General features: G+C 71.9%; 16 protein-coding genes. 8 read left to right on the top strand and 8 right to left on the bottom strand.

Going from position 1 to position 22,105, the window contains the following annotated elements; genetic code table 11:
- The first annotated feature begins 255 nt into the window (after positions 1–255).
- From ACFVST_RS04175 to ACFVST_RS04145, 7 genes are all read left to right on the top strand, one after another.
- Entirely contained in the window at positions 256–1,470 is a 1,215-nt protein-coding gene (locus ACFVST_RS04175; RefSeq protein ID WP_390146692.1) for a sensor histidine kinase, read from the top strand.
- A 137-nt stretch (positions 1,471–1,607) separates the two neighbouring features.
- A complete protein-coding gene (locus tag ACFVST_RS04170) occupies positions 1,608–2,969 on the top strand; it encodes a sensor histidine kinase (RefSeq protein WP_390146690.1) in 1,362 nt (453 codons plus the stop codon).
- A gap of 189 nt (positions 2,970–3,158) precedes the next feature.
- The gene (locus tag ACFVST_RS04165; RefSeq protein ID WP_390146689.1) at positions 3,159–3,818 is read left to right on the top strand and encodes a response regulator; all 660 of its coding nucleotides are present in this window, start codon (positions 3,159–3,161) and stop codon (positions 3,816–3,818) included.
- 318 nt (positions 3,819–4,136) lie between these two features.
- Positions 4,137–6,089 (top strand): 2-oxoacid:acceptor oxidoreductase subunit alpha, encoded by a 1,953-nt coding sequence (locus tag ACFVST_RS04160; RefSeq protein ID WP_390146688.1) that lies wholly within the window; start codon positions 4,137–4,139, stop codon positions 6,087–6,089.
- Positions 6,082–7,149 carry a 2-oxoacid:ferredoxin oxidoreductase subunit beta gene (locus ACFVST_RS04155; RefSeq protein ID WP_390146687.1) on the top strand — a complete coding sequence of 356 codons (1,068 nt, stop codon included), beginning with the start codon at positions 6,082–6,084 and terminating at the stop codon, positions 7,147–7,149. Before ACFVST_RS04160 ends, ACFVST_RS04155 begins: the two co-directional genes overlap by 8 nt.
- A 203-nt stretch (positions 7,150–7,352) precedes the next feature.
- Entirely contained in the window at positions 7,353–8,339 is a 987-nt protein-coding gene (rarD, locus tag ACFVST_RS04150) for an EamA family transporter RarD (protein WP_390146685.1), read from the top strand.
- A gap of 184 nt (positions 8,340–8,523) precedes the next feature.
- Entirely contained in the window at positions 8,524–9,477 is a 954-nt protein-coding gene (locus ACFVST_RS04145) for a M28 family metallopeptidase (RefSeq protein WP_390146684.1), read from the top strand.
- A gap of 90 nt (positions 9,478–9,567) precedes the next feature.
- Here the strand turns inward: ACFVST_RS04145 and ACFVST_RS04140 are convergent, their stop codons facing one another.
- The 5 genes from ACFVST_RS04140 to ACFVST_RS04120 all read right to left on the bottom strand — a co-directional run bounded on the left by ACFVST_RS04140 (position 9,568) and on the right by ACFVST_RS04120 (position 15,096).
- A complete protein-coding gene (locus ACFVST_RS04140) occupies positions 9,568–10,482 on the bottom strand; it encodes an ABC transporter permease (RefSeq protein ID WP_390146682.1) in 915 nt (304 codons plus the stop codon).
- Positions 10,469–11,443, bottom strand: coding sequence for an ABC transporter ATP-binding protein (locus tag ACFVST_RS04135; protein ID WP_390146941.1), 975 nt, complete (start codon positions 11,441–11,443; stop codon positions 10,469–10,471). The genes ACFVST_RS04140 and ACFVST_RS04135 overlap by 14 nt, the downstream gene beginning before the upstream one ends.
- A gap of 105 nt (positions 11,444–11,548) precedes the next feature.
- The gene (locus ACFVST_RS04130) at positions 11,549–12,835 is read right to left on the bottom strand and encodes an outer membrane lipoprotein carrier protein LolA (protein WP_390146680.1); all 1,287 of its coding nucleotides are present in this window, start codon (positions 12,833–12,835) and stop codon (positions 11,549–11,551) included.
- Between the two features lie 238 nt (positions 12,836–13,073).
- Positions 13,074–14,084: a polyprenyl synthetase family protein gene (locus ACFVST_RS04125; protein WP_390146679.1), complete on the bottom strand. Its 1,011-nt coding sequence runs from the start codon at positions 14,082–14,084 to the stop codon at positions 13,074–13,076.
- Positions 14,085–14,289: 205 nt separating this feature from the next.
- Positions 14,290–15,096, bottom strand: coding sequence for an HAD family hydrolase (locus ACFVST_RS04120; protein ID WP_390146677.1), 807 nt, complete (start codon positions 15,094–15,096; stop codon positions 14,290–14,292).
- Between the two features lie 198 nt (positions 15,097–15,294).
- Between ACFVST_RS04120 and fahA the strand changes: the two genes are divergently transcribed.
- Complete coding sequence (fahA, locus tag ACFVST_RS04115) at positions 15,295–16,536, top strand: fumarylacetoacetase (RefSeq protein ID WP_390146675.1); 1,242 nt, start codon at positions 15,295–15,297, stop codon at positions 16,534–16,536.
- A gap of 41 nt (positions 16,537–16,577) precedes the next feature.
- Here the strand turns inward: fahA and recQ are convergent, their stop codons facing one another.
- The 3 genes from recQ to ACFVST_RS04100 form a co-directional block, all read right to left on the bottom strand.
- Positions 16,578–18,530 (bottom strand): DNA helicase RecQ, encoded by a 1,953-nt coding sequence (gene recQ, locus ACFVST_RS04110; RefSeq protein ID WP_390146939.1) that lies wholly within the window; start codon positions 18,528–18,530, stop codon positions 16,578–16,580.
- Between the two features lie 357 nt (positions 18,531–18,887).
- The gene (gene nuoN, locus ACFVST_RS04105) at positions 18,888–20,537 is read right to left on the bottom strand and encodes an NADH-quinone oxidoreductase subunit NuoN (RefSeq protein WP_390146673.1); all 1,650 of its coding nucleotides are present in this window, start codon (positions 20,535–20,537) and stop codon (positions 18,888–18,890) included.
- A complete protein-coding gene (locus ACFVST_RS04100) occupies positions 20,534–22,105 on the bottom strand; it encodes an NADH-quinone oxidoreductase subunit M (protein ID WP_390146671.1) in 1,572 nt (523 codons plus the stop codon). The genes nuoN and ACFVST_RS04100 overlap by 4 nt, the downstream gene beginning before the upstream one ends.

The raw sequence follows: 22,105 nt of genomic DNA, 5'->3' as shown, positions 1-22,105 counted from the left end.
CGGCCCCTCGCTCCCTGACTCGCGACCCGGGGCACGTGGGGACGTGGCCGCGGGCGCCTCGATCGTCGATCTGTACGCACCGGAGTCTAGGGCCTGCTAAAGAAACGGTAAGCAGCCCGTCTCAGCATCCGGTGCCCGTGGTGGACGCCGGCGGTCCCGCCGGGTGGTGGGCGCGGCCCGGGTGGGGTTATCCCCCAGGGCTTCGGGAGGCCGACCTCATGGCGCGGGCGCGGTGCGGCGGGCACGCTGGCGGGTATGACCGCACCCACTTGGCACGATGAGCCACCCGGCGCCGACCGGCTCGAACCGCCCCGCTTCGCCTTCGGCGGGCAGACCTGGCGGGAGATCTCCTATCTGCTGGCCAGCCTGCCGATGGCGATCGCCGGCTTCGTCTATGTGGTGACGGGTGTCTCCGTCGGTGCCGGGCTCTCGGTGACGGTGGTGGGGCTGCCGCTGCTGGCGCTGGTGCTGGCGGGGGCGCGGCTGCTGGGGAAGGCGGAGCGGGCGCGGGCCCGTGCGCTGCTGGGCCTGCGGATCGAGGAGCCGAGCCCGCTGCCCTCGCACGGGGACACCGCGCTGGGGCGGGTGTGGACGCGGCTGAGGGACCCGGTGGGCTGGCGTGCCGCGCTGTTCGGCCTGATCCGGCTGCCGTGGGGGGTGGCGACGTTCGCGGTGACGCTGGTGTCGCTGTTCGTGCTGTGGCCCGTACTGCCGTTCGTCTCAAGGGTGTTGACCAACGCGGACCGGGCGATGGTGCGGGGGCTGCTGTCGCCGTCGGACGAGTTGGAGCGGCGGATCGCGGAGCTGGAGTCGGACCGCGGGGTGGTGGTGGACGCGGCCGCGGCGGATCTGCGGCGGATCGAGCGGGATCTGCACGACGGGGCGCAGGCCCGGCTGGTGAATCTGGCGATGGGCCTCGGTCTGGCCAAGGAGAAGCTGCTGGAGGACCCGGACGCGGCGGCGTCCATGGTGGCGGAGGCGCACGGCGAGGTGAAGCTGGCGCTCCAGGAACTGCGGGACCTGGCCCGCGGTATCCACCCGGCGGTCCTCACCGACCGCGGACTGGACGCGGCACTGTCCTCGCTGGCCGCCCGCTGCACGGTGCCGGTACAGGTGGTGGCGGAGCTGCCGGCTCGCCCGGCCGAGGCCATCGAGGGCATCGCCTACTTCACCGTCTCGGAGCTGCTGCAGAACGTCAGCAAGCACAGCCGGGCGCGGTCCGCCTCGGTGGAGGTGTGGCGCTCCCGGGACCGGCTGCTGATCCAGGTGCGGGACGACGGGGTGGGCGGCGCGTCCCTCGACGGCGGCAGCGGGATGGCGGGGCTCGCGGACCGGCTGGGCGCGGTGGACGGCCTGTTCGTGGTGGACTCACCGGCCGGCGGCCCCACCACCGTCACCGCCGAACTGCCCTGGCGGGACCGGGCCGTCGACCCGGCGGGCGTCCGCCCCTCCCCCGCCGCCCGGGGGTAGGGAAAACCCCCGCACCGAGACGCCGACGTACTCCATGGTCCGGGCCGCGTCCGGCCAGCAGTCTTGAGGTAGGACGCGGGCGGTCCCGGACGGGGCGGGCGCGGCAGGAGACTTCTTCAGCGGACGGGACGGCACCGATGACCACGGAGTACGGGCAGGGACACGGGCGGCCGGGCCGCCCCGGGTACAGCGGCGCCGGGGCGGGCAGCCCGGCCGGGCGGCACCGGCTGCCGACCGGGCTGCGCGCGCCCTTCGAGGCGCGTACCTGGCGGGAGTTGGGCTATCTGCTGCTGAGCCTGCCGCTGAGCACCGCGATGTTCGGCTTCACCGTGGCGATGCTGTCGGCGGGCGCGGGTCTGCTGGTGACCTTCCTCGGGGTGCCGGTGCTGGCGGCGGCGCTGGCGGCCTGCCGGGGCTTCGGCTCGCTGGAGCGGACCCGGGCGCGGGCCCTGCTCCACCTGGACGTGGCGGCTCCGGAACCGGTCCGGGCGGCGAAGCCGGGGCCGATGTCGTGGATGGGCGCCCTGCTGAAGAGCGGCGCCTCCTGGCGGCACGCGCTGTACGGGCTGCTGCACTTCCCGTGGGCGGTGTTCGCCTTCGTGGTGGCGGTGTCCTTCTGGTCGTACGGCTGGGCGATGCTGACGTACCCGCTGTGGCAGTGGGTCTTCCCGGCCTATGTGGGCGTCGGCGGGCTCCAGTTGTACGGCGACGAGACCCACCAGATCTATCTGGACAACCCGTTCGAGATCACCGTGACGGCACTGCTGGGGCTGCTGGTGACGCTGGCGACGCCGTGGATCGTACGGGCGCTGACCTCGGTGGACCGGCTGCTGGTGCAGGGGCTGCTGGGGCCCTCGCGACTGGGCAGCCGGGTGGTGGAGCTGGAGTCGGACCGGGGTGCGGTGGTGGACACGGCCGCGGCGGATCTGCGGCGGATCGAGCGGGATCTGCACGACGGGGCGCAGGCCCGCCTGGTGAGCCTGGCCATGGATCTGGGTCTGGCCCGGGAGAAGCTCCAGGAGGACCCGGAGGCGGCGGCCCGGATGGTGGACGAGGCGCACGGCGAGGTGAAGACGGCACTCCAGGAACTGCGGGACCTGGCCCGCGGTATCCACCCCGCGGTCCTCACCGACCGCGGACTGGACGCCGCGCTCTCCTCGCTGGCCTCCCGCTGCACGGTGCCGGTGCGGGTCGAGGTGGATCTACCGGCCCGCCCCGCCCCCGCCATCGAGGGCATCGCCTACTTCGTCGTCTCGGAGCTGCTGCAGAACGTCAGCAAGCACTCCGGCGCCAGCCGGGCCACGGTCGATGTGTGGAAGGTGGAGCACCGGCTGATCCTCCAGGTCATGGACAACGGCACCGGCGGCGCCGATCCGGTCGCCGGCTCGGGGCTCGCGGGTCTGGCGGAGCGGCTGGACGCGGTGGACGGCGTCCTGGTGGTGGACTCCCCGCCGGCCGGCCCCACCCGGGTCACCGCCGAACTGCCCTGGCGCCGTTGACCGTTGACCGCACAGCAGTGTCGTCACCCCGGCCGCCCCGGCCGGGGTGCGGCCGTGCCCGCCGTCCGATTCCTTGCGGCCCGCGCCCGGGGCGACCCGGTTCCTGGGATGCTGGAGTTGTCGCGGCCCGGCCAGACGGATCCGGGTGGGGGACGGCCCCGTCGGGGGCCGAGGAAGCTGGAGGGTTTTGTGCGGGTGGTCATCGCCGAGGACTCGGTGCTGCTCAGGGAGGGCCTGACTCGGCTGCTGACCGACCGGGGCCATGAGGTCGTGGCGGGTGTCGGAGACGGGGAGGCGCTGGTGAAGACCATCACCGAACTGGCGGCGCAGGGCGCGCTGCCGGACGTGGTGGTGGCGGATGTGCGGATGCCGCCGACCCACACCGACGAAGGGGTGCGCGCCGCCGTCCAGTTGCGCCGCGTCCACCCGGACCTCGGGGTGCTGGTGCTCTCGCAGTACGTGGAGGAGCAGTACGCCACGGAGCTGCTGGCCGGGTCCAGCCGGGGAGTGGGGTATCTGCTGAAGGACCGGGTGGCGGACGTCCGGGAGTTCGTGGACGCGGTGGTGCGGGTCGCCGAGGGCGGTACCGCGCTGGACCCGGAGGTGGTGGCCCAGCTCCTGGGGCGCAGCCGCAAGCAGGATGTGCTGGCGGGGCTGACGCCGCGGGAGCGCGAGGTGCTGGGGCTGATGGCGGAGGGCAGGACCAATTCGGCGATCGCCCGCGCCCTGGTGGTGAGTGACGGTGCGGTGGAGAAGCACGTCAGCAACATCTTCCTGAAGCTGGGACTGTCCCAGAGTGATGGAGATCACCGGCGTGTCCTTGCAGTCCTTACCTACCTGAACTCCTGATCGACCCACACTGGTGGGCAGCCGGGGCTCCCGACGCCTGGAACGCCACCGCGGGCCTGCTCGGAAGAAGGAGCGGGACGGCGGTGTTCTCCCTCGGAGAACGAGCCGGGCGCGAGCCCCGAACCAGAGGATGCACCGGGAGCGTCTTCCCGAGCAGGGCCGGCCCGCGCGGCAGGGGGCGCGCGCGACCTCGCCGCCGTGTGTCTCAGGCACACGTCCACGATGCGAGCGGCCCGGGGAAGGCGACCCTTACCGACGTAGGGTGGGACCGGGTCGGCCGGCCCGCCCCGCACCGCCGCCCCAGGGAGGTCCAGTTCAGTGACCAGCCAGGTCAGTAGCCCAGCCGAGCAGGCCGACGGGACCGTCGCCGGTGAGCCGCGCCCGCCGGCGGCGGAGCGTCCGGCCGCGCCGGGCGGCAAGGAGATCCGCCGCCTGGACCGGGTGATCATCCGCATCGCGGGTGACTCCGGCGACGGAATGCAGTTGACGGGCGACCGCTTCACCTCGGAGACCGCGTCGTTCGGCAACGACCTCTCCACCCTGCCGAACTTCCCGGCCGAGATCCGGGCGCCCGCAGGCACCCTGCCCGGCGTCTCCTCGTTCCAACTGCACTTCGCCGACCACGACATCCTCACCCCGGGTGACGCGCCGAACGTGCTGGTGGCGATGAACCCGGCGGCGCTCAAGGCGAACCTGGTGGATGTGCCGCGCGGCGCGGAGATCATCGTCAACACCGACGAGTTCACCAAGCGCGCCCTGGCCAAGGTGGGTTACCAGGCCTCCCCGCTGGAGGACGGCTCGCTCGACGGGTACCAGGTGCATCCGGTGCCGCTGGGCACGCTGACCGTGGAGGCGCTGAAGGACTTCGACCTGTCCCGCAAGGACGCGGACCGCTCGAAGAACATGTTCGCGCTGGGCCTGCTGTCCTGGATGTACCACCGGCCCACCGAGAACACCGAGCGGTTCCTGCAGAGCAAGTTCGGCAAGCGGCCGGAGATCGCCGCCGCCAACATCGCGGCCTTCCGCGCCGGCTGGAACTTCGGCGAGACCACCGAGGACTTCGCCGTCTCCTACGAGGTGGCCCCCGCCTCCTCGGCCTTCCCGGCCGGCACCTACCGCAACATCTCGGGCAATCTGGCGCTGTCCTACGGGCTGATCGCCGCCTCCGTCCAGACGGATCTGCCGCTCTACCTCGGCTCGTACCCGATCACCCCGGCCTCGGACATCCTGCACGAGCTGTCCCGGCACAAGAACTTCGGTGTGCGGACCTTCCAGGCGGAGGACGAGATCGCCGGTATCGGGGCGGCGCTCGGCGCGGCCTTCGGCGGCTCCCTCGCGGTGACCACCACCTCGGGGCCCGGGGTGGCCCTGAAGTCGGAGACCATCGGCCTCGCCGTCTCCCTGGAACTGCCGCTGCTGGTGGTCGACATCCAGCGCGGCGGCCCCTCCACCGGCCTGCCCACCAAGACCGAGCAGGCCGACCTGCTGCAGGCCATGTACGGCCGCAACGGCGAGGCCCCGGTGCCGGTGGTCGCGCCGAAGACGCCCGCCGACTGCTTCGACGCGGCCCTGGAGGCGGCCCGGATCGCGGTCACCTACCGCACGCCCGTCTTCCTGCTGTCCGACGGGTACCTGGCCAACGGGTCCGAGCCGTGGCGTATCCCCGAGGCGGACGAACTGCCCGATCTGCGCGTGCAGTTCGCCACCGGGCCGAACCACACCACCGAGGACGGCACCGAGGTCTTCTGGCCCTACCAGCGCGACCCGCAGACCCTGGCGCGCCCCTGGGCCGTCCCCGGCACCCCCGGCCTGGAGCACCGCATCGGCGGCATCGAGAAGCAGGACGGCACGGGCAACATCAGCTACGACCCGGCCAACCACGACTTCATGGTCCGCACCCGCCAGGCCAAGGTGGACGGCATCGAGGTCCCGGACATCGAGGTCGACGACGAGAGCGCCGAGACCCGGCTGCTGGTCCTCGGCTGGGGCTCCACCTACGGCCCCATCACCGCCGCGGTACGCCGGCTGCGGGCCGCGGGCGAGCACATCGCCCAGGCCCATCTGCGCCACCTCAACCCCTTCCCCGCCAACCTCGGCGAGGTGCTGGCCCGCTACGACAAGGTCGTCATCCCCGAGATGAACCTCGGCCAGCTCGCCACCCTGATCCGCGCCAGGTACCTGGTCGACGCCCAGTCCTACACCCAGGTACGCGGACTGCCCTTCAAGGCCGAGCAGCTCGCGGCGGCACTCAAGGAGGCCATCGATGGCTGACACCACCCGCACCTTCGAGGCGCTCAACCTGGTCCCCAAGGCCGAGGCCAAGCAGTCCATGAAGGACTTCAAGTCGGACCAGGAGGTGCGCTGGTGCCCGGGCTGCGGGGACTACGCGGTCCTCGCCGCGGTGCAGGGCTTCATGCCGGAGCTGGGGCTGGCGAAGGAGAACATCGTCTTCGTCTCCGGCATCGGCTGCTCCTCCCGCTTCCCGTACTACATGAACACCTACGGGATGCACTCCATCCACGGGCGGGCGCCGGCCATCGCCACCGGGCTCGCGAGCTCGCGGCGGGATCTGTCGGTGTGGGTGGTCACCGGTGACGGCGACGCGCTGTCCATCGGCGGCAACCATCTGATCCACGCCCTGCGGCGCAACGTCAACCTGAAGATCCTGCTCTTCAACAACCGGATCTACGGCCTGACGAAGGGCCAGTACAGCCCGACCTCCGAGGTCGGCAAGATCACCAAGTCGACGCCGATGGGCTCGCTGGACGCCCCGTTCAACCCGGTGTCGCTGGCGCTGGGCGCGGAGGCCTCGTTCGTGGCCCGCACGGTGGACTCGGACCGCAAGCACCTCACCGAGGTACTGCGGCAGGCCGCCGACCACCCCGGCACCGCCCTGGTGGAGATCTACCAGAACTGCAACATCTTCAACGACGGCGCCTTCGAGGTCCTCAAAGACAAGCAGCAGGCCGAGGAGGCCGTGATCCGGCTGGAGCACGGGCAGCCGATCCGCTTCGGCACCGACGGCGCCAAGGGCGTCGTACGGGACGCGGCCACCGGGGATCTGAAGGTGGTCGAGGTGACCGCCGGGAACGAGGCGGACATCCTGGTGCACGACGCGCACACCGCGTCCCCCACCACCGCCTTCGCGCTGTCCCGCCTGGCCGACCCGGACACCCTGCACCACACCCCGATCGGGGTGCTGCGCGATGTCCGGCGGCCGGTCTACGACACCTTGATGGCGGACCAGTTGGAGGAGTCGGTGCAGCAGCAGGGCAAGGGCGACCTGTCGGCGCTGCTGGCCGGGAACGACACCTGGACCGTCGTCGGCTGAGCGGCACCCGCTACCGCCCGGGGCCCGGAACCGCACCCGCGGTTCCGGGCCCCGCCGCGTTCCGGCCTCCCACCCCGCCCCGCTGTCATGACCGTATGGCGATACGGACATGACAGCGGGGTGGGTGCGGCGCTACCTTCGTCGGGCTGCCGCGGCCGCCCCGGGCCGGCGGGCGGCGCGGGCGAGCAGGAGGGACCGGGCGCGTGGCGGCACAAGACGGAAAGACCAGGAGCGAGCAGCGCACCGGCCTGCTCAACGGCTTCGCCGCGTACGGGATGTGGGGCCTGGTGCCACTGTTCTGGCCGCTGGTCGACTCGGCCGGGGCGGTGGAGATCCTGGCCCACCGGATGGTGTGGTCCCTCGGGGTGGTGGCCGTGGCGCTGCTGGTGATGCGGCGCTGGGCCTGGGCCGGGGAACTGCTGCGCAGCCCGCGCCGCCTCGCCCTGGTCACCGTGGCCGCCGCCACCATCACCGTCAACTGGGGTGTCTACATCTGGTCGGTCAACTCCGGCCATGTGGTGGAGGCTTCGCTCGGCTACTTCATCAATCCGCTGGTCACCATCGCCCTCGGGGTGCTGCTGCTGAAGGAGCGGCTGCGGCCCGCCCAGTGGGCCGCCGTCGGCACCGGTGCCGCCGCCGTCGCCGTCCTCACCATCGGCTATGGACAGCCGCCGTGGATCTCCCTCTGCCTGGCCTTCTCCTTCGCCACCTACGGGCTGGCCAAGAAGAAGGTGGACCTGGGCGGCCTGGAGTCGCTGGCCGCGGAGACCGCGATCCAGTTCCTGCCCGCGCTGGGCTATCTGCTGTTCCTCGGGGCGCGGGGCACCGGCACCTTCACCGCCGAGGGCCCCGGGCACGCCGCGCTGCTCGCCTCGGCCGGCCTGGTGACCGCCGTCCCCCTGATCTGCTTCGGCGCCGCCGCGATCCGCGTCCCGCTCTCCACCCTGGGCCTGCTCCAGTACCTGACGCCGGTCTTCCAGTTCCTGCTGGGCGTCTGGTACTTCCACGAGGAGATGCCGGTGGAGCGGCTGGCGGGCTTCGCCCTGGTGTGGGCGGCGCTCTCCATCCTCACCTGGGACGCGCTGCGCAACGCCCGCCGCAGCAGGCTCCGCGCCCAGCGCGCCGCCGACCGCCTCACCCCCGCGGGCGCCCCGGCCCCCGTCGCGGAGACCCCCGGCTGCCAGAGCTGACAGGGGCGACTCTCAGCCAGCCGTACGGGGGCCCGCTCGGCGATGATCGCCGTTGTCCGACCTCATCCCGGAGGCGACCGTATAGCGGACAAAGCTGACTGGAATCGGCTCTTGACCGGGTCTCAGCGCCCAACTCATCATCGGCCCCGCCCAGTTCCCCCCACGGAATCCGGAGCCCCCCACGATGAGTCTCTCCGTCTCCGCACGTACCGCGGTCGCCGCGGCCGCCGCACTGGCCACCGTCCTCGCCACCCAGACGGTGGCCGGCGCCGCCCCGCACTCCGCGGCCCCCACGGCCGAGGCCCCCGAGATACCGGTCGCCGATGTCCAGGGCGATCTGGCGGAATTGCAGTCCATAGCCGAGGCCAACGACGGCAACCGGGCCCACGGCACCCCCGGCTACCAGGCCTCCCTGGACTACCTCAAGGGCAAGCTGGACGCGGCCGGATTCACCACCAGCGTCCAGGAGTTCACCGCCGACGGCAGCACCGGATACAACCTGATCGCGGACTGGCCCGGCGGCGACCCGGGCCAGGTGCTGATGACCGGCGCCCATCTGGACAGCGTCACCGAGGGCCCCGGTATCAACGACAACGGGTCCGGCAGCGCCGCCGTACTGGAGACCGCGCTCGCCGTGTCCAAGGCGAAGCTGGAGCCGGCCAAGCATCTGCGGTTCGCCTGGTTCGGCGCCGAGGAGCTGGGCCTCATCGGCTCCAGCCACTATGTGGACAGCCTCTCCTCCGAGGACCTCTCCACCCTGACCGGTTACCTCAACTTCGACATGGTCGCCTCCCCCAACCCGGGCTACTTCGTCTACGACGACGACCCGGCACTGGAGAAAGTGCTCAACGACTACTACAGCGGTCTCGGCATCGCCACCGAGCCGGACACCGAGGGCGACGGCCGCTCCGACCACGCCCCGTTCAAGGACGCGGGCGTCCCCGTCGGCGGCTTCTTCAGCGGCGCCGACTACATCAAGACCGCAGAGCAGGCGAAGAACTGGGGCGGCACCGAGGGCAAGGCCTTCGACCCCTGCTACCACTCGTCCTGCGACACCACCGAGAACATCGACGAGACGGCACTGGGCCGCAACACCAACGCCATCGCCGACGCCGTCTGGACCCTCGCCGCACCGTAGGCCGTGCCGTAGTCCGCACCGCGAACCCGGCGCACACCGCCCGCCCCGCCACCGCCCGGCCCTTCGGTGCGGGTGCGGGGCGGGCGGGGCTCAGGCGGTGATGTCCTTGGTGGTGAACCGCGCCCAGGCCGCCGCGCCGAAGACCGCCGTATACAGCGCCTGGAGGCCGAGGTTGCGCAGGATGCCGTCCCAGTAGACCGGGTCGCGCAACAGGTCCGCGAACGACAGCCAGTAGTGCGGGAAGAAGTACGGCTGGAGCGCGTGGAGTTGGGGGATCTGGTCCAGGATCTGCACCGTGATCAGCAGGCCCACGGTGGTCGCCATGGCGGCGATACCGCTGCCGGTGAGCGTGGACACGAACACTCCGAGCGCCGCCAGACCCAGCAGCGACACCGCCACCGCGACCGCGATGCACCCGGCCCGCAGCAGCCCGTCACCGAAACCGATCCGGGTGCCGGAGATGGTGGTGACCTCGCCCAGCGGGAACAGCAGCGCCCCCACCACCAGGGCACTGACCGCCACCACCAGCGTCGCCGCCAGGCAGAAGACACCCACGGTGGCGTACTTGACGGCGAGCAGCCTGGTCCGGCCGGCCGGGGCGACCAGCAGATATCGGAGCGTGCCGGCGCCGGACTCCCCCGCCACCGCGTCCCCCGCGATCACGCCCACCGCCATCGGCAGGAAGAACGGCAGGGTCGCGGCGAGCGCCGTGAACACCAGGAACAGGCCGTTGTTGGTGACCTGGCCGATGAACGCGGGCCCCTGCCCGCCGTCCGGCCCGCCGCCACCGCCGACGGTCGAACCGCCGGAGGTCTCGATCTTCACCGCGATCCCCACCAGTACCGGCACCCCGGCCAGCACCCCCAGCAGCGCCAGGGTGCGCCAGCGCCGGAAGGTGACGGCGATCTCGCTGCGCAGCAGCGACAGCGACCAACTGCGGCGCCCCCCGCCGGACAGGGCCGCCGGGGCTCCCGCGGCCCGGACCTCGGGCTCAGCCTGCGACATCGAATCCCTCCCCCGTCAGGGCCACGAACGCGTCCTCCAGGGAGACCCGGGCCATGGTCAGGCCCCGTACCCGGACCCCCGCGGTTACCAGGGCGGCCGTGGTGTCGGCGAGATCGCCGGGCGGCGGATCGCAGCTCACGGTGTCCCCGGTGACGACCGGATCGGCCGCGCCCCGCTCCTTCAGTACCCGGACCGCGTCGGCCGCGTCGGGTGTGGTGACGACGAGCCGGCCGCGGGCCCCGGCCGACAACTCGGCTACCGGGCCCTGCACCAGCAGCCGGCCGCGGGCCATCACCGCGGCGTGGGTGCAGACCTGCTCGATCTCGTCCAGCAGATGCGAGGAAAGGAAGACGGTGGTGCCCTCCTCCGCCAACTCCCGTACCAGGGCGCGGATCTCACGCATTCCCTGCGGGTCGAGGCCGTTGGTCGGCTCGTCCAGGACCAGCAGCTTCCGCGGCTGGAGCAGCGCCGAGGCCAGCCCAAGACGCTGCTTCATGCCCAGCGAGTACGCCTTGGCCTTCTTGCCCGCGGCGGCGCTGAGGCCGACCCGGTCCAGGGCGGCGGCGACCCGGGTGCGGCGGGTGCGGGGGTCGGCGGTGGGGTCGGCCGCGTCGTAGCGGAGCAGATTGTCCCGGCCGGAGAGGAAGCCGTAGAGGGCGGGGCCCTCGATGAGCGCGCCGACATGCGGCAGTACGATGCGCGCGGCGCGCGGCATGGGGTGGCCGAGGACCTCGGCCCGGCCGGAGGTCGGCTCGACCAGGCCGAGCAGCATCCGGATGGTGGTGGTCTTACCGGAGCCGTTCGGCCCGAGGAAGCCGAAGACGCTGCCGGCGGGCACCGCCAAGTCCAGTGCGTCCACGGCGAGTTGGCCGCCGCGGAAGCGTTTGCTGAGGGCGTGTGTGGTGATCACCGGGGCGGGGCCGGTGCCGCCGCCCGCGCCGCCGTCCCCGCCCCGGTCCATGCCGGCCGGTCCGCCCATACGCTCTCCCGCCTCTCCCCAGGCGGGCCGGGCCGGCCGCATCCCTGCGACCGGCCCGGCCCTGCTCGACTGCTTTCCCCACGGCCCTCAGTGGCCCGCGTCGGCCGCCTTCACCAGTGCGCTCTTGGTGACGGCGCCCACATACACCTTGCCGTCCTCGGTGATCAGGGCGTTGACCAGGCGGGTGGAGAAGACCCGGCCGGAGCCGAACTTCCCGCTCGCCTTGTCCCCGAGGGCGTCCAACATGCCCTTGGCCTCCGCCGGCATCCGGTCGGAGCCGTCCACGGGCAGACCGGCGCCGGCGGGCAGGGTGATCCGGGCGATGGACTGCCAGCCCTTGCCGATGACCTTTATCGCGTCCCGCCCGTGGGCGCCGTCCGCTCCGCGGCCGCCGGTGAGACCGCTCAGCCCGTCCAGGCCGCCGAGGCCGCCCGGCAGGCCGGGGCGGCCCTTGTGGTCGGCGGAGCCGCCCTCGGTGACCTCGGCGCCCTTGGGCGGCCGGAAGTCGAAGGTGCCGGCGGCCGGCTTGCCGAAGTCGACCTTGGTGTAACCGGCGTCGACGATCGCGCTGCCGCCGGCGGCCGGGGTGAGGGTGAACTTCAGCGGGGTGCCCGTCTTCGCGTCCACCGCGATGGTGGCCGCGCCGACCGTGGACCCCTCGCCCTTGGGCTTGACCACCAGCCGGTAGGCGTCCCGCCCGGCGACCTGAGCGGTGCCGTCCACGGTCACCGAGGTGGTGTCGGCGGACGCCTTCAGCACCTCGCGGGCCATGGCTCCCGGGGTGGCCGGGGCGCCCTCCGGGACGTGTCCGCGGTGCCCGCGGTCCTTCCCGGCCGCCTCGCCCTTCGCGTGGTAGACGGCATTGGCGGCGCTGTCGTACGCCCAGAGGTCGGTGCCGTTGTGGATGACGCTGTACTCGGCGCCCTGCTCCAGGACGGACAGCTTCTGCTTGTCGGGGCCGTCCGCCGCCACCCTCAAGGTGTGCGTACCGGAGGCCAGTTCGGTCAGCTTCTGCTGCGGGTCGGCGGAGGCGCCGCCCTCGCGGGACGAGCCGCCGCCGGGCATCCCGCCGGTGAGACCGCCCAGATCCGGCAGACCCAGATCGGTGCTGATCTTCACGGTGCCGGACACCTGCTGGACGTCCGAGGCGGCGATCTTGGCGATGAGCTTCTCGGCGCTGATCTTCGGCAGGTCCGGGTCACCGGAGTCAGCCAGGGCGGGGACCAGCGAGATGGTCGCCGCCGCCACCCCCAGGACCGCGACCGGGACCACGTAGCGTGCGGCTCTGCGGCGGGCCGGCGTCACGGCCGCCCCCGCACTGTCCTCGGGCCCGGCGGGCCCGGTTGCTGTGTCGCCGGATTCATACGGTGCCATGCTGTTGCCCTACCTCCGTGGTCGGCGGCGGCCTTCGGTCTCTTCCGAGTACCCGCGGTACACACTCCCGCGCCGCCATTCTCACCCGTATTGGTCAGGAGTGCTGCTACCCATCTGACCAAATCCGCCCCGACAAGGCGTCAGACCACGGACTCAACTCCGTGTACTGCTGCGGTATGAGAGCAGGGCGGCCGCGCCTCCCCCGGGCGTAGGGGCCGGCCCGGCGCACGGGAGGCGGTCAGCCCGCGCGGTGCACCACCGCGTCGCACAACTCGACCAGGGCGTTCTTCGCCCGGTTCGCCGGCAGCGGGGAGAGCGTGGCGCGGGACTCCTCGGCGTAGCGGATGGTGTCCTCGCGGGCCTGCTGGAGCGCGGGGTGCGCCCGGAGCCTGGACAGGACCTCGGCGTGCCGGGCGTCGTCACCGAGGTCGGAGTCGAGCAGCTCGCACAGGGCGAGGTCCTCGGCGAGGCCGAGGCGCTGGGCGCGTTCCCGCAGCCGCAGCACCGGCAGGGTGGCGACGCCCTCGCGCAGATCGGTGCCGGGCGTCTTCCCGGACTCGGTGGACTCGGAGGCGATGTCGAGGACGTCGTCGGCGAGCTGGAAGGCGACGCCGAGGCGCTCCCCGTACTGGGTGAGGACGTCCACCACGGTCTCGTCGGCGCCGGACATCATGGCGCCGAACCGGCAGGCGACGGCGATCAGCGAGCCGGTCTTGCCGCCGAGGACGTCGAGGTAGTGGTCGACCGGGTCGCGGCCGTCGCGCGGTCCCGCGGTCTCCAGGATCTGGCCGGTGACCAGGCGTTCGAAGGCCTCGGCCTGGATGCGGACGGCCTCCGGGCCGAGGTCGGCGAGGATGTGCGAGGCGCGGGCGAAGAGGAAGTCGCCGGTGAGGACGGCGACCGAGTTGTCCCAGCGGTTGTTGGCGCTGTCCACCCCGCGGCGCACCTCGGCCTCGTCCATCACGTCGTCGTGGTAGAGGGTGGCCAGATGGGTCAGTTCCACCACCACCGCGGAGGGCACCACACCGGGCGCGTGCGGGTCGCCGAACTGGGCGGCGAGCATCACCAGCAGCGGCCGGAACCGCTTGCCGCCGGCCCGGATCAGGTGCTGGGCGGCCTCGGTGATGAAGGGCACCTCACTCTTGGTGGCGTCGAGCAGCCCCTCCTCCACGGCGGCCAACCCGGCCTGGACATCGGCTTCGAGAGCCTGGTCCCGCACGCTCAGCCCGAACGGCCCGACGACGGTCACTGGGTGCTCCTGTCTGCTGACGGTCACGAGGTCGACCACGGTTTGTCGATGAGTCGCTGTTACCACTCAAGTCAGCGTATCCGGTCGTGTTTCGATCACCGTGAGCGCCCGCCCCGGGCGGGGACGACAGCACGCGATCGCCCACCGCGGAGCGCTGATCGGCTCATCCCACCGGCCACCGCGGCCCCGCCGGACCCCGCCCGTCTCAGGAGAACAGCCGCTCAAGGACCACCGCGATCCCGTCCTCCTCGTGGGAGCGGGTGACCTCGTCCGCCACCGCCTTCAGCTCCGGATGCGCGTTGGCCATCGCCACCCCGCGGCCCGCCCAGCGGAACATCGGTATGTCGTTGGGCATGTCCCCGAACGCGATCACCTCCGCCGCGGACACATCCAGCCAACCCGCCGCCACCGCCAGCCCGCTCCCCTTCGTCACCCCGTACGGCTGGAGCTCCACGATGTGCGGGCCCGCCATGGTGACGGTCACCAGATCGCCCACGATCCGGCGGGCGGTCGCCGCCAACTCGTCGTCGGTGAGCAGCGGATGGCGCACCAGCACCTTGTTGACGGGCGCCGCCCACAGCTCGGCGCGGCGGTCGACCCGGGTCGCCGGCAGCATCGGATTCGGCATCCGGTACCCGTGCTCGGCCAGGGTGAGACCGTCCACGGCGCTCTGGTTGACGGCGATGTCCAGCTCACCGGTCTCCGCCTCGATCTTGCCGACGGCGACCTCCGCCAGCTCCAGTTCCAGATCGAGCGAGCAGACCATGGCCCGGGCACCCGCGTCATACACCTGCGCGCCCTGCCCGCACACCGCGAGCCCCCGATACCCCAGGTCGTCCAGCAGCGGCCGCACCTCGGGAACCGGCCGGCCGGTGGCGACGATATGCCGGGCACCCGCCGCGGCCGCCCGGTCCAGCGCCGCCCGGGAGCGGTCCGACACCGTGCCGTCGGCGCGCAGCAGCGTGCCGTCCAGATCGGTGGCGATCAGCGCGTAGGGCGGCTGGTTGATCATGATCCCAGGATACGGAGAGCCCTCCGAGGCGAGGAATCCAGCCAGTCCCCGGACCCACTTGCCCCGCAATTCGCCCACCGGAGGCCCGAGTTGTGATAACGCGCCTCCTGGTACGCCGGTCCGCGCCCCCGGGCCCCACCCCCGGCACCGACCGGACGTACGGTGTGGTCAACCACACGGAAAGCGAGGCAGTACCCGATGCCCGAGCCGCACGAGCACACCCCGCTCGACCTCCCCGACGGCCACCCCTTCGGCCCGCACAACCTGCCCTACGGTGTCTTCACCACCCCCGACTCCCCCACCCGCAGGGTCGGCGTCCGGCTCGGCGACCATGTACTGGACGCGGGCGCCGCCGCCACCGCCCTCGGCTCCCCGCACACCGGGCTCCTCACCGCCGGGTCCCTCGACCCGCTGCTCGCCGCCGGCCGCCCCATCTGGAGCCGGGTCCGCGCCGAACTCACCACCTGGGTCACCGACCCCGCCCACCGGGACACCGTGGAACCCCTGCTGCACCCGCTGGCGGACGTCCGACTCCACCTGCCGTTCGCGGTCGCCGACTACGTCGACTTCTACGCCTCCGAGCACCACGCCCGTAACCTCGGCGGCTTCTTCCGGCCCGAAGCGCCCGACCCGCTCACCCCCAACTGGAAGCATCTGCCCATCGGTTACCACGGCCGCTCCGGCACCGTCGTCGTCTCCGGCACCGACGTGGTACGCCCCAGCGGGCAGCGCAGAGCACCCGGCGAGAGCGACCCCGTCTTCGGGCCCTCGACGCGCCTCGACATCGAGACCGAGGTCGGCTTCGTCGTCGGCACCCCCTCCCCGATGGGCCGCCCGGTGCCGCTGGCCGACTTCCGCGAGCATGTCTTCGGGCTGTGCCTCCTCAACGACTGGTCGGCCCGCGACATCCAGGGCTGGGAGGCCCAACCCCTCGGCCCGCACCTCGGCAAGTCCTTCACCACCTCCGTCTCCGCCTGGATCACCCCCCTCGACGCCCTGGACACGGCCCGGGTGAACCCGCCGGAACGCACCCACCCCCTGCTGCCGTACCTCGACGACGCCACCACCGGACCGACCGGCTACGACCTGCACATCGCGGTCGCCGTCAACGGCACCGTGGTATCCGAACCGCCCTTCTCCCTCATGTACTGGACGGCGGCGCAGATGCTGGCCCATATGACGGTCAACGGCGCCTCGCTGCGCACCGGCGACCTCTACGGCTCGGGCACCGTCAGCGGCCCCACCGAGCACGAGTACGGATCACTGATCGAACTGACCGGCAACGGCAGCCGGCCGCTCCAACTCCCGGACGGCGAGCGGACGTTCCTCGCGGACGGCGACGAGGTCACCATGACCGCCTGGGCACCGGGACCGGACGGCACCCGGATCGGCCTCGGCGAGGTCACCGGCCGTATCACCCCCGCCGCCCCCACGGGCTGAGCCCCCGCCGACCGAGACCCACCCCGCGCCCGCCGCGGCGGTCAGCTCCCGCCGCCGGCCACCACCTCCAGCACCCCCTCGCCGTACGTCGCGAGCTTCTTCTCGCCGACACCGCTGATGGTGCCCAACTCGGCGACGGTGGACGGGCGCAGGGTGGCGATCTCGCGGAGTGTGGCGTCGTGGAAGACCACATAGGCGGGGACGCCCTGCTCCCTGGCCTGCTCGGCGCGCCAGGCCCGCAGCGCCTCGAAGAGCGCCACGGCCTCCTCCGGCAGATCCACCGGCGCCGCCTTCGCCTTCTTCCCGCTCCGCTCGGCACGGGACGCGGCAGGCGCGGCGGGCCGCTCCGGCTCCTTGCGGAGCGGCACCTGCCGTTCCCCGCGCAGCACCGCACCGCTGTCCCCGGTGAGCACCAGGGTGCCGTACTCGCCCTCCACGGCGAGGAGCGTCTGCGCCAGCAACTGCCGTACCACGCCCCGCCATTCGGCCTCGGACAGCTCCTCGCCGATACCGAAGACGGAGAGCTGGTCATGGTCGAACTGGATGATCTTCGCGGTGCGGCGGCCCCGCAGGATGTCGATGATCTGCCCGGCGCCGAACTTCTGCCCCCGCTCCCGCTGCAATCGCACCACCGCCGACAGCACCTTCTGCGCGGCCACCGTGCCGTCCCAGGTGTGCGGCGGGGTGAGGCAGGTGTCGCAGTTGCCGCAGGACTCGCCGGGGGCCTCCTGCCCGAAGTAGGTGAGGAGCTGGCCGCGGCGGCAGCGGACCGTCTCGCACAGGGCCAGCATCGCGTCCAGATGGGAGGCGGCACGGCGGCGGAACGCCTCGTCGCCCTCCCCGGACTGGATCAACTTCCGCTGCTGCACCACGTCTTGGAGCCCGTACGCCATCCACGCCGTGGACGGCTGGCCGTCCCGCCCGGCGCGGCCCGTCTCCTGGTAGTAGCCCTCCACCGACTTCGGCAGATCGAGGTGGGCGACGAAACGGACATCGGGCTTGTCGATGCCCATACCGAAGGCGATGGTCGCCACCACCACCAGGCCCTCCTCGCGCAGGAACCGCGCCTGGTGCTCGGCCCGCGTCCTCGCGTCCAGCCCCGCGTGGTACGGCACCGCGGCCACGCCCTGCCGGGTCAGATACTCGGCGGTCTTCTCCACGCTGCTGCGGGACAGGCAGTACACGATGCCGGCGTCGCCCGGGTGCTCGTCCTTGAGGAAGGACAGCAACTGCTTCTTGGGGTCGGCCTTGGGGACGATGCGGTACTGGATGTTGGGCCGGTCGAAGCTGGCCTCGAAGTGGCGGGCGCCGGCCATGCCGAGGCGCTCGGTGATCTCCCGGTGGGTGGCGGGGGTGGCCGTCGCGGTGAGCGCGATCCGCGGGACCTGCGGCCAGCGCTCCCCGAGCAGGGACAGCGACAGGTAGTCCGGGCGGAAGTCGTGGCCCCACTGGGCGACGCAGTGCGCCTCGTCGATGGCGAAGACCGAGATCGGGGCGCGGGACAGCAGCGCCAGGGTGCTGTCCAGGCGCAGCCGCTCCGGCGCCAGATACAGCAGGTCCAGCTCGCCGGCGGTGAACTCGGCCTCCACCATGCGGCGTTCGTCGAAGTCCTGGGTGGAGTTGATGAAGCCGGCCCGGACGCCGAGGGCGCGCAGGGCGTCGACCTGGTCCTGCATCAGGGCGATCAGCGGGGAGACCACGATGCCGGTGCCGGGCCTGACCAGAGCCGGGATCTGGTAGCAGAGGGACTTGCCGCCGCCCGTCGGCATCAGCACGACCGCGTCCCCGCCGCCGACCACCTGCTCGATCACGGCCTGCTGCTCGCCGCGGAAGGCGTCGTAGCCGAAGATCTTGCGGAGGGTTTCGAGGGGGGAGAGGCCGGCCCTCCGGGCCCCGCCCCCGCCCCCGCCACCACCACCGGTCGAATCGGCCGCGCCCACCACGCCAGAGGTGCCCACCGAGCCAGAGGTGCCCACCCCGTCGAAGGGATCCATCCCGTCGAAGGGGTCCACCCCATCGAACGGATCCGCCTCATCGAAGGGATCCGCCCCGCCAAAGGGGTCCGCCTCGTCGAAGTGGTCCACCACGTCAGCCGTGCCCACCACGTCCGCCGTGTCCGCCGCGTCCGTCACGTACGTCGCACCCGTCCCGTTCATCGCGACGGCCCCGCCGATCACGCGGGTCCCGCCCGGCCGTCTTTCGACCACACCGCAACGATAGGCGTCCGCGCCGACAGCCGGGAAAGTTATCCACAGGCTGCTCCGGGGGCCTGCCACCCGGGCCGCCCCCGGTACGCCACCGGCCCGGCGCCCCCGTTCCAGGGGTGCCGGGCCGGTGGTGTGCCGGTCGGGTCAGCGGACGAAGACGCTGGCGTGGCCCGCGAGGTCCAGGAAGTACTGGGGGGCGACGCCGAGGACGACGGTGACGGCCACCCCGACCGCGATGACGGTGGTGGTCAGGGCGGACGGCACGGCCACCGTGGGGCCTTCGGGGCGGGGTTCGCTGAAGAACATCAGCACGATGACCCGGATGTAGAAGAACGCGGCGATCGCGGAGGAGATCACACCGATCACCACCAGCGGGGCCGCGCCGCCTTCCGCGGCCGCCTTGAACACGGCGAACTTCCCGGCGAAGCCACTCGTCAGCGGGATACCGGCGAAGGCGAGCAGGAAGATCGCGAAGACCGCCGCCACCAGTGGTGAACGCCTGCCCAGGCCGGCCCACTTGGAGAGGTGGGTGGCCTCGCCGCCCGCGTCCCGTACCAGGGTGACGACGGCGAAGGCGCCGATGGTCACGAAGGAGTACGCCGCCAGGTAGAACAGCACCGAGGAGATGCCGTCGGCGTTGGAGGCGATGACACCGGCGAGGATGAAGCCGGCGTGCGCGACGGAGGAGTAGGCGAGGAGCCGCTTGATGTCGGTCTGGGTGATGGCGACGATCGCACCGCCCAGCATGGTGACGATGGCGACGCCCCACATGACGGGCCGCCAGTCCCAGCGCATCCCCGGCAGCACCACGTACAGCAGCCGCAGCAGGGCGCCGAAGGCGGCGACCTTGGTGGCGGCGGCCATGAAGCCGGTGACGGGGGTGGGGGCGCCCTGGTAGACGTCCGGGGTCCACATGTGGAAGGGGACCGCGGCGACCTTGAAGAGCAGGCCCATCACGACCATCGCGGCGCCCATCAGCAGCAGCGCGTCGTTGCCCATGGTGTTGGCGAGGGCCGGGTTGACGTCCTGGACGCTGCCGTCGACGACGTGCGCGATGGTCGCATACGAGACGGAGCCGGCATAGCCGTAGAGGAGGGCGATGCCGAAGAGGGTGAACGCGGAGGCGAAGGCGCCGAGGAGGAAGTACTTGACCGCTGCTTCCTGGGAGAGGAGGCGGTGGCGGCGGGCGACGGCGCAGAGCAGGTAGAGCGGGAGGGAGAAGACCTCCAGTGCGATGAAGAGGGTCAGCAGGTCGTTCGCGGCGGGGAAGACGAGCATTCCGCCGACGGCGAAGAGGACGAGCGGGAAGACCTCGGTGGTGGTGAAGCCAGCCTTGACGGCGGCCTTCTCGCTGTCGCTGCCGGGCACGGAGGAGGCCTGGGCGGCGAAGGAGTCGACCCGGTTGCCGTGGGCTTCGGGGTCGAGGCGGCGTTCGGCGAAGGTGAGGACGGCGACGATGCCGGCCAGCAGGATGGTGCCCTGGAGGAAGAGGGCGGGTCCGTCGACGGCGATGGCGCCCATGGCGGCGATGTGCGCCTTGGTGGTGCCGTAGCCGCCGGCCGCGAGAGCGACCACCGCGGCGAAGGCCGCGGCGAGGGCGACGACGGAGGTGAAGACCTGGGCGTAGTAGCGCGACCTTCGCGGCAGGAAGGCCTCGATGAGGACGCCGACCAGGGCGGCGCCGATGACGATGAGGGTGGGCGAGAGCTGACCGTATTCGATCTTCGGTGCGTTGATCTTGGTCAGCGGTTCGGCCGCCGTTGTCCACAGGCTGTGGACGGCTGGGGTGCTCACTGGGCCGCCTCCACCTCGGGCCGGGGGTCCTGCTTATGGATGTCGGACATGGTCTGCTGTACCGCCGGGTTGACGATGTCGGTGAGCGGCTTGGGGTAGACGCCCAGGAAGATCAGCAGGGCGATCAGCGGGGCGACCACCACCAGTTCACGCACCTTGAGGTCGGGCATGGCGGAGACTTCCGGCTTGACCGGCCCGGTCATGGTGCGCTGGTAGAGGACGAGTACGTAGAGCGCGGCGAGGACGATGCCCAGGGTGGCGATGATGCCCAGCACCGGGTGGCTGGAGAAGGTGCCGACCAGGACCAGGAACTCGCTGACGAACGGGGCGAGTCCGGGCAGGGACAGGGTGGCGAGGCCGCCCACCAGGAAGGTGCCGGCGAGGATCGGCGCCACCTTCTGCACTCCGCCGTAGTCCGCGATGAGCCGGGAGCCGCGGCGGGAGATGAGGAAGCCGGCGACGAGCATCAGGGCGGCGGTGGAGATGCCGTGGTTGACCATGTAGAGCGTGGCGCCGGACTGGCCCTGGCTGGTCATGGCGAAGATGCCCAGCACGATGAACCCGAAGTGGGAGATCGAGGCGTAGGCGATCAGGCGCTTGATGTCGCGCTGGCCGACGGCGAGCAGCGCCCCGTAGAGGATGCTGATCAGGGCCAGCACCATGATGACGGGGGTGGCCCACTTGCTGGCCTCGGGGAAGAGGCCGAGGCAGAACCGGAGCATGGCGAAGGTGCCCACCTTGTCCATGACCGCGGTGATCAGTACCGCGACCGGGGTGGTGGACTCGCCCATGGCGTTCGGCAGCCAGGTGTGCAGCGGGAACAGCGGTGCCTTGACGGCGAAGGCGAAGAAGAAGCCGAGGAACAGCCAGCGTTCGGTGCTGGTCGCCATCGTCAGGGTGCCGTCGGCGCGGGCGGCGGCGATCTCGGGGAGCGAGAAGCTGCCCGTGACCACGTGGAGGCCGATGACGGCGGCGAGCATGATCAGGCCGCCGGCGAGGTTGTACAGGAGGAACTTCACGGCCGCGTAGGAGCGTTGGGCGGCGGCGTTCTCCTCGCTGCCGCCGTGTGCGCGGTCGCCGAAGCCGCCGATGAGGAAGTACATCGGGATGAGCATGGCTTCGAAGAAGATGTAGAAGAGGAAGACGTCGGTGGCCTCGAAGGAGAGGATCACCATGGCTTCGACGAGCAGGATCAGCGCGAAGAAGCCCTGGGTGGGCCGCCACCGCGAGCTGTGTGTGTCCAGGGGGTCGGCGTCGTGCCAGCCGGCGAGCATCACGAACGGGATGAGCAGCGCGGTGAGCGCCATCAGCGCCACCCCGATGCCGTCGACGCCCAGGTCGTAGCGGACGCCGAAGTCCGGGATCCAGGCGTGGGATTCGGTCAACTGGTAGCGCGCGCCGCCCGGTTCGAAGCGGGCGAGGACCAGCCCGGCGAGTGCCAGGGTGGCGAGGGAGAAGATCAGCGCCGTCCACTTCGCCGCGGTGCGCCGGGCGGCGGGGACGGCGGCGGTGGCGATCGCCCCGAGGGCCGGGAGCGCCGCCGTCGCTGTCAGCAGGGGAAAGGACAT

The sequence above is a fragment of the Streptomyces sp. NPDC058045 genome, assembly GCF_042885635.1.
GTDB lineage: Bacteria > Actinomycetota > Actinomycetes > Streptomycetales > Streptomycetaceae > Streptomyces.
This window is presented reverse-complemented; position numbering and strand designations above follow the sequence as displayed.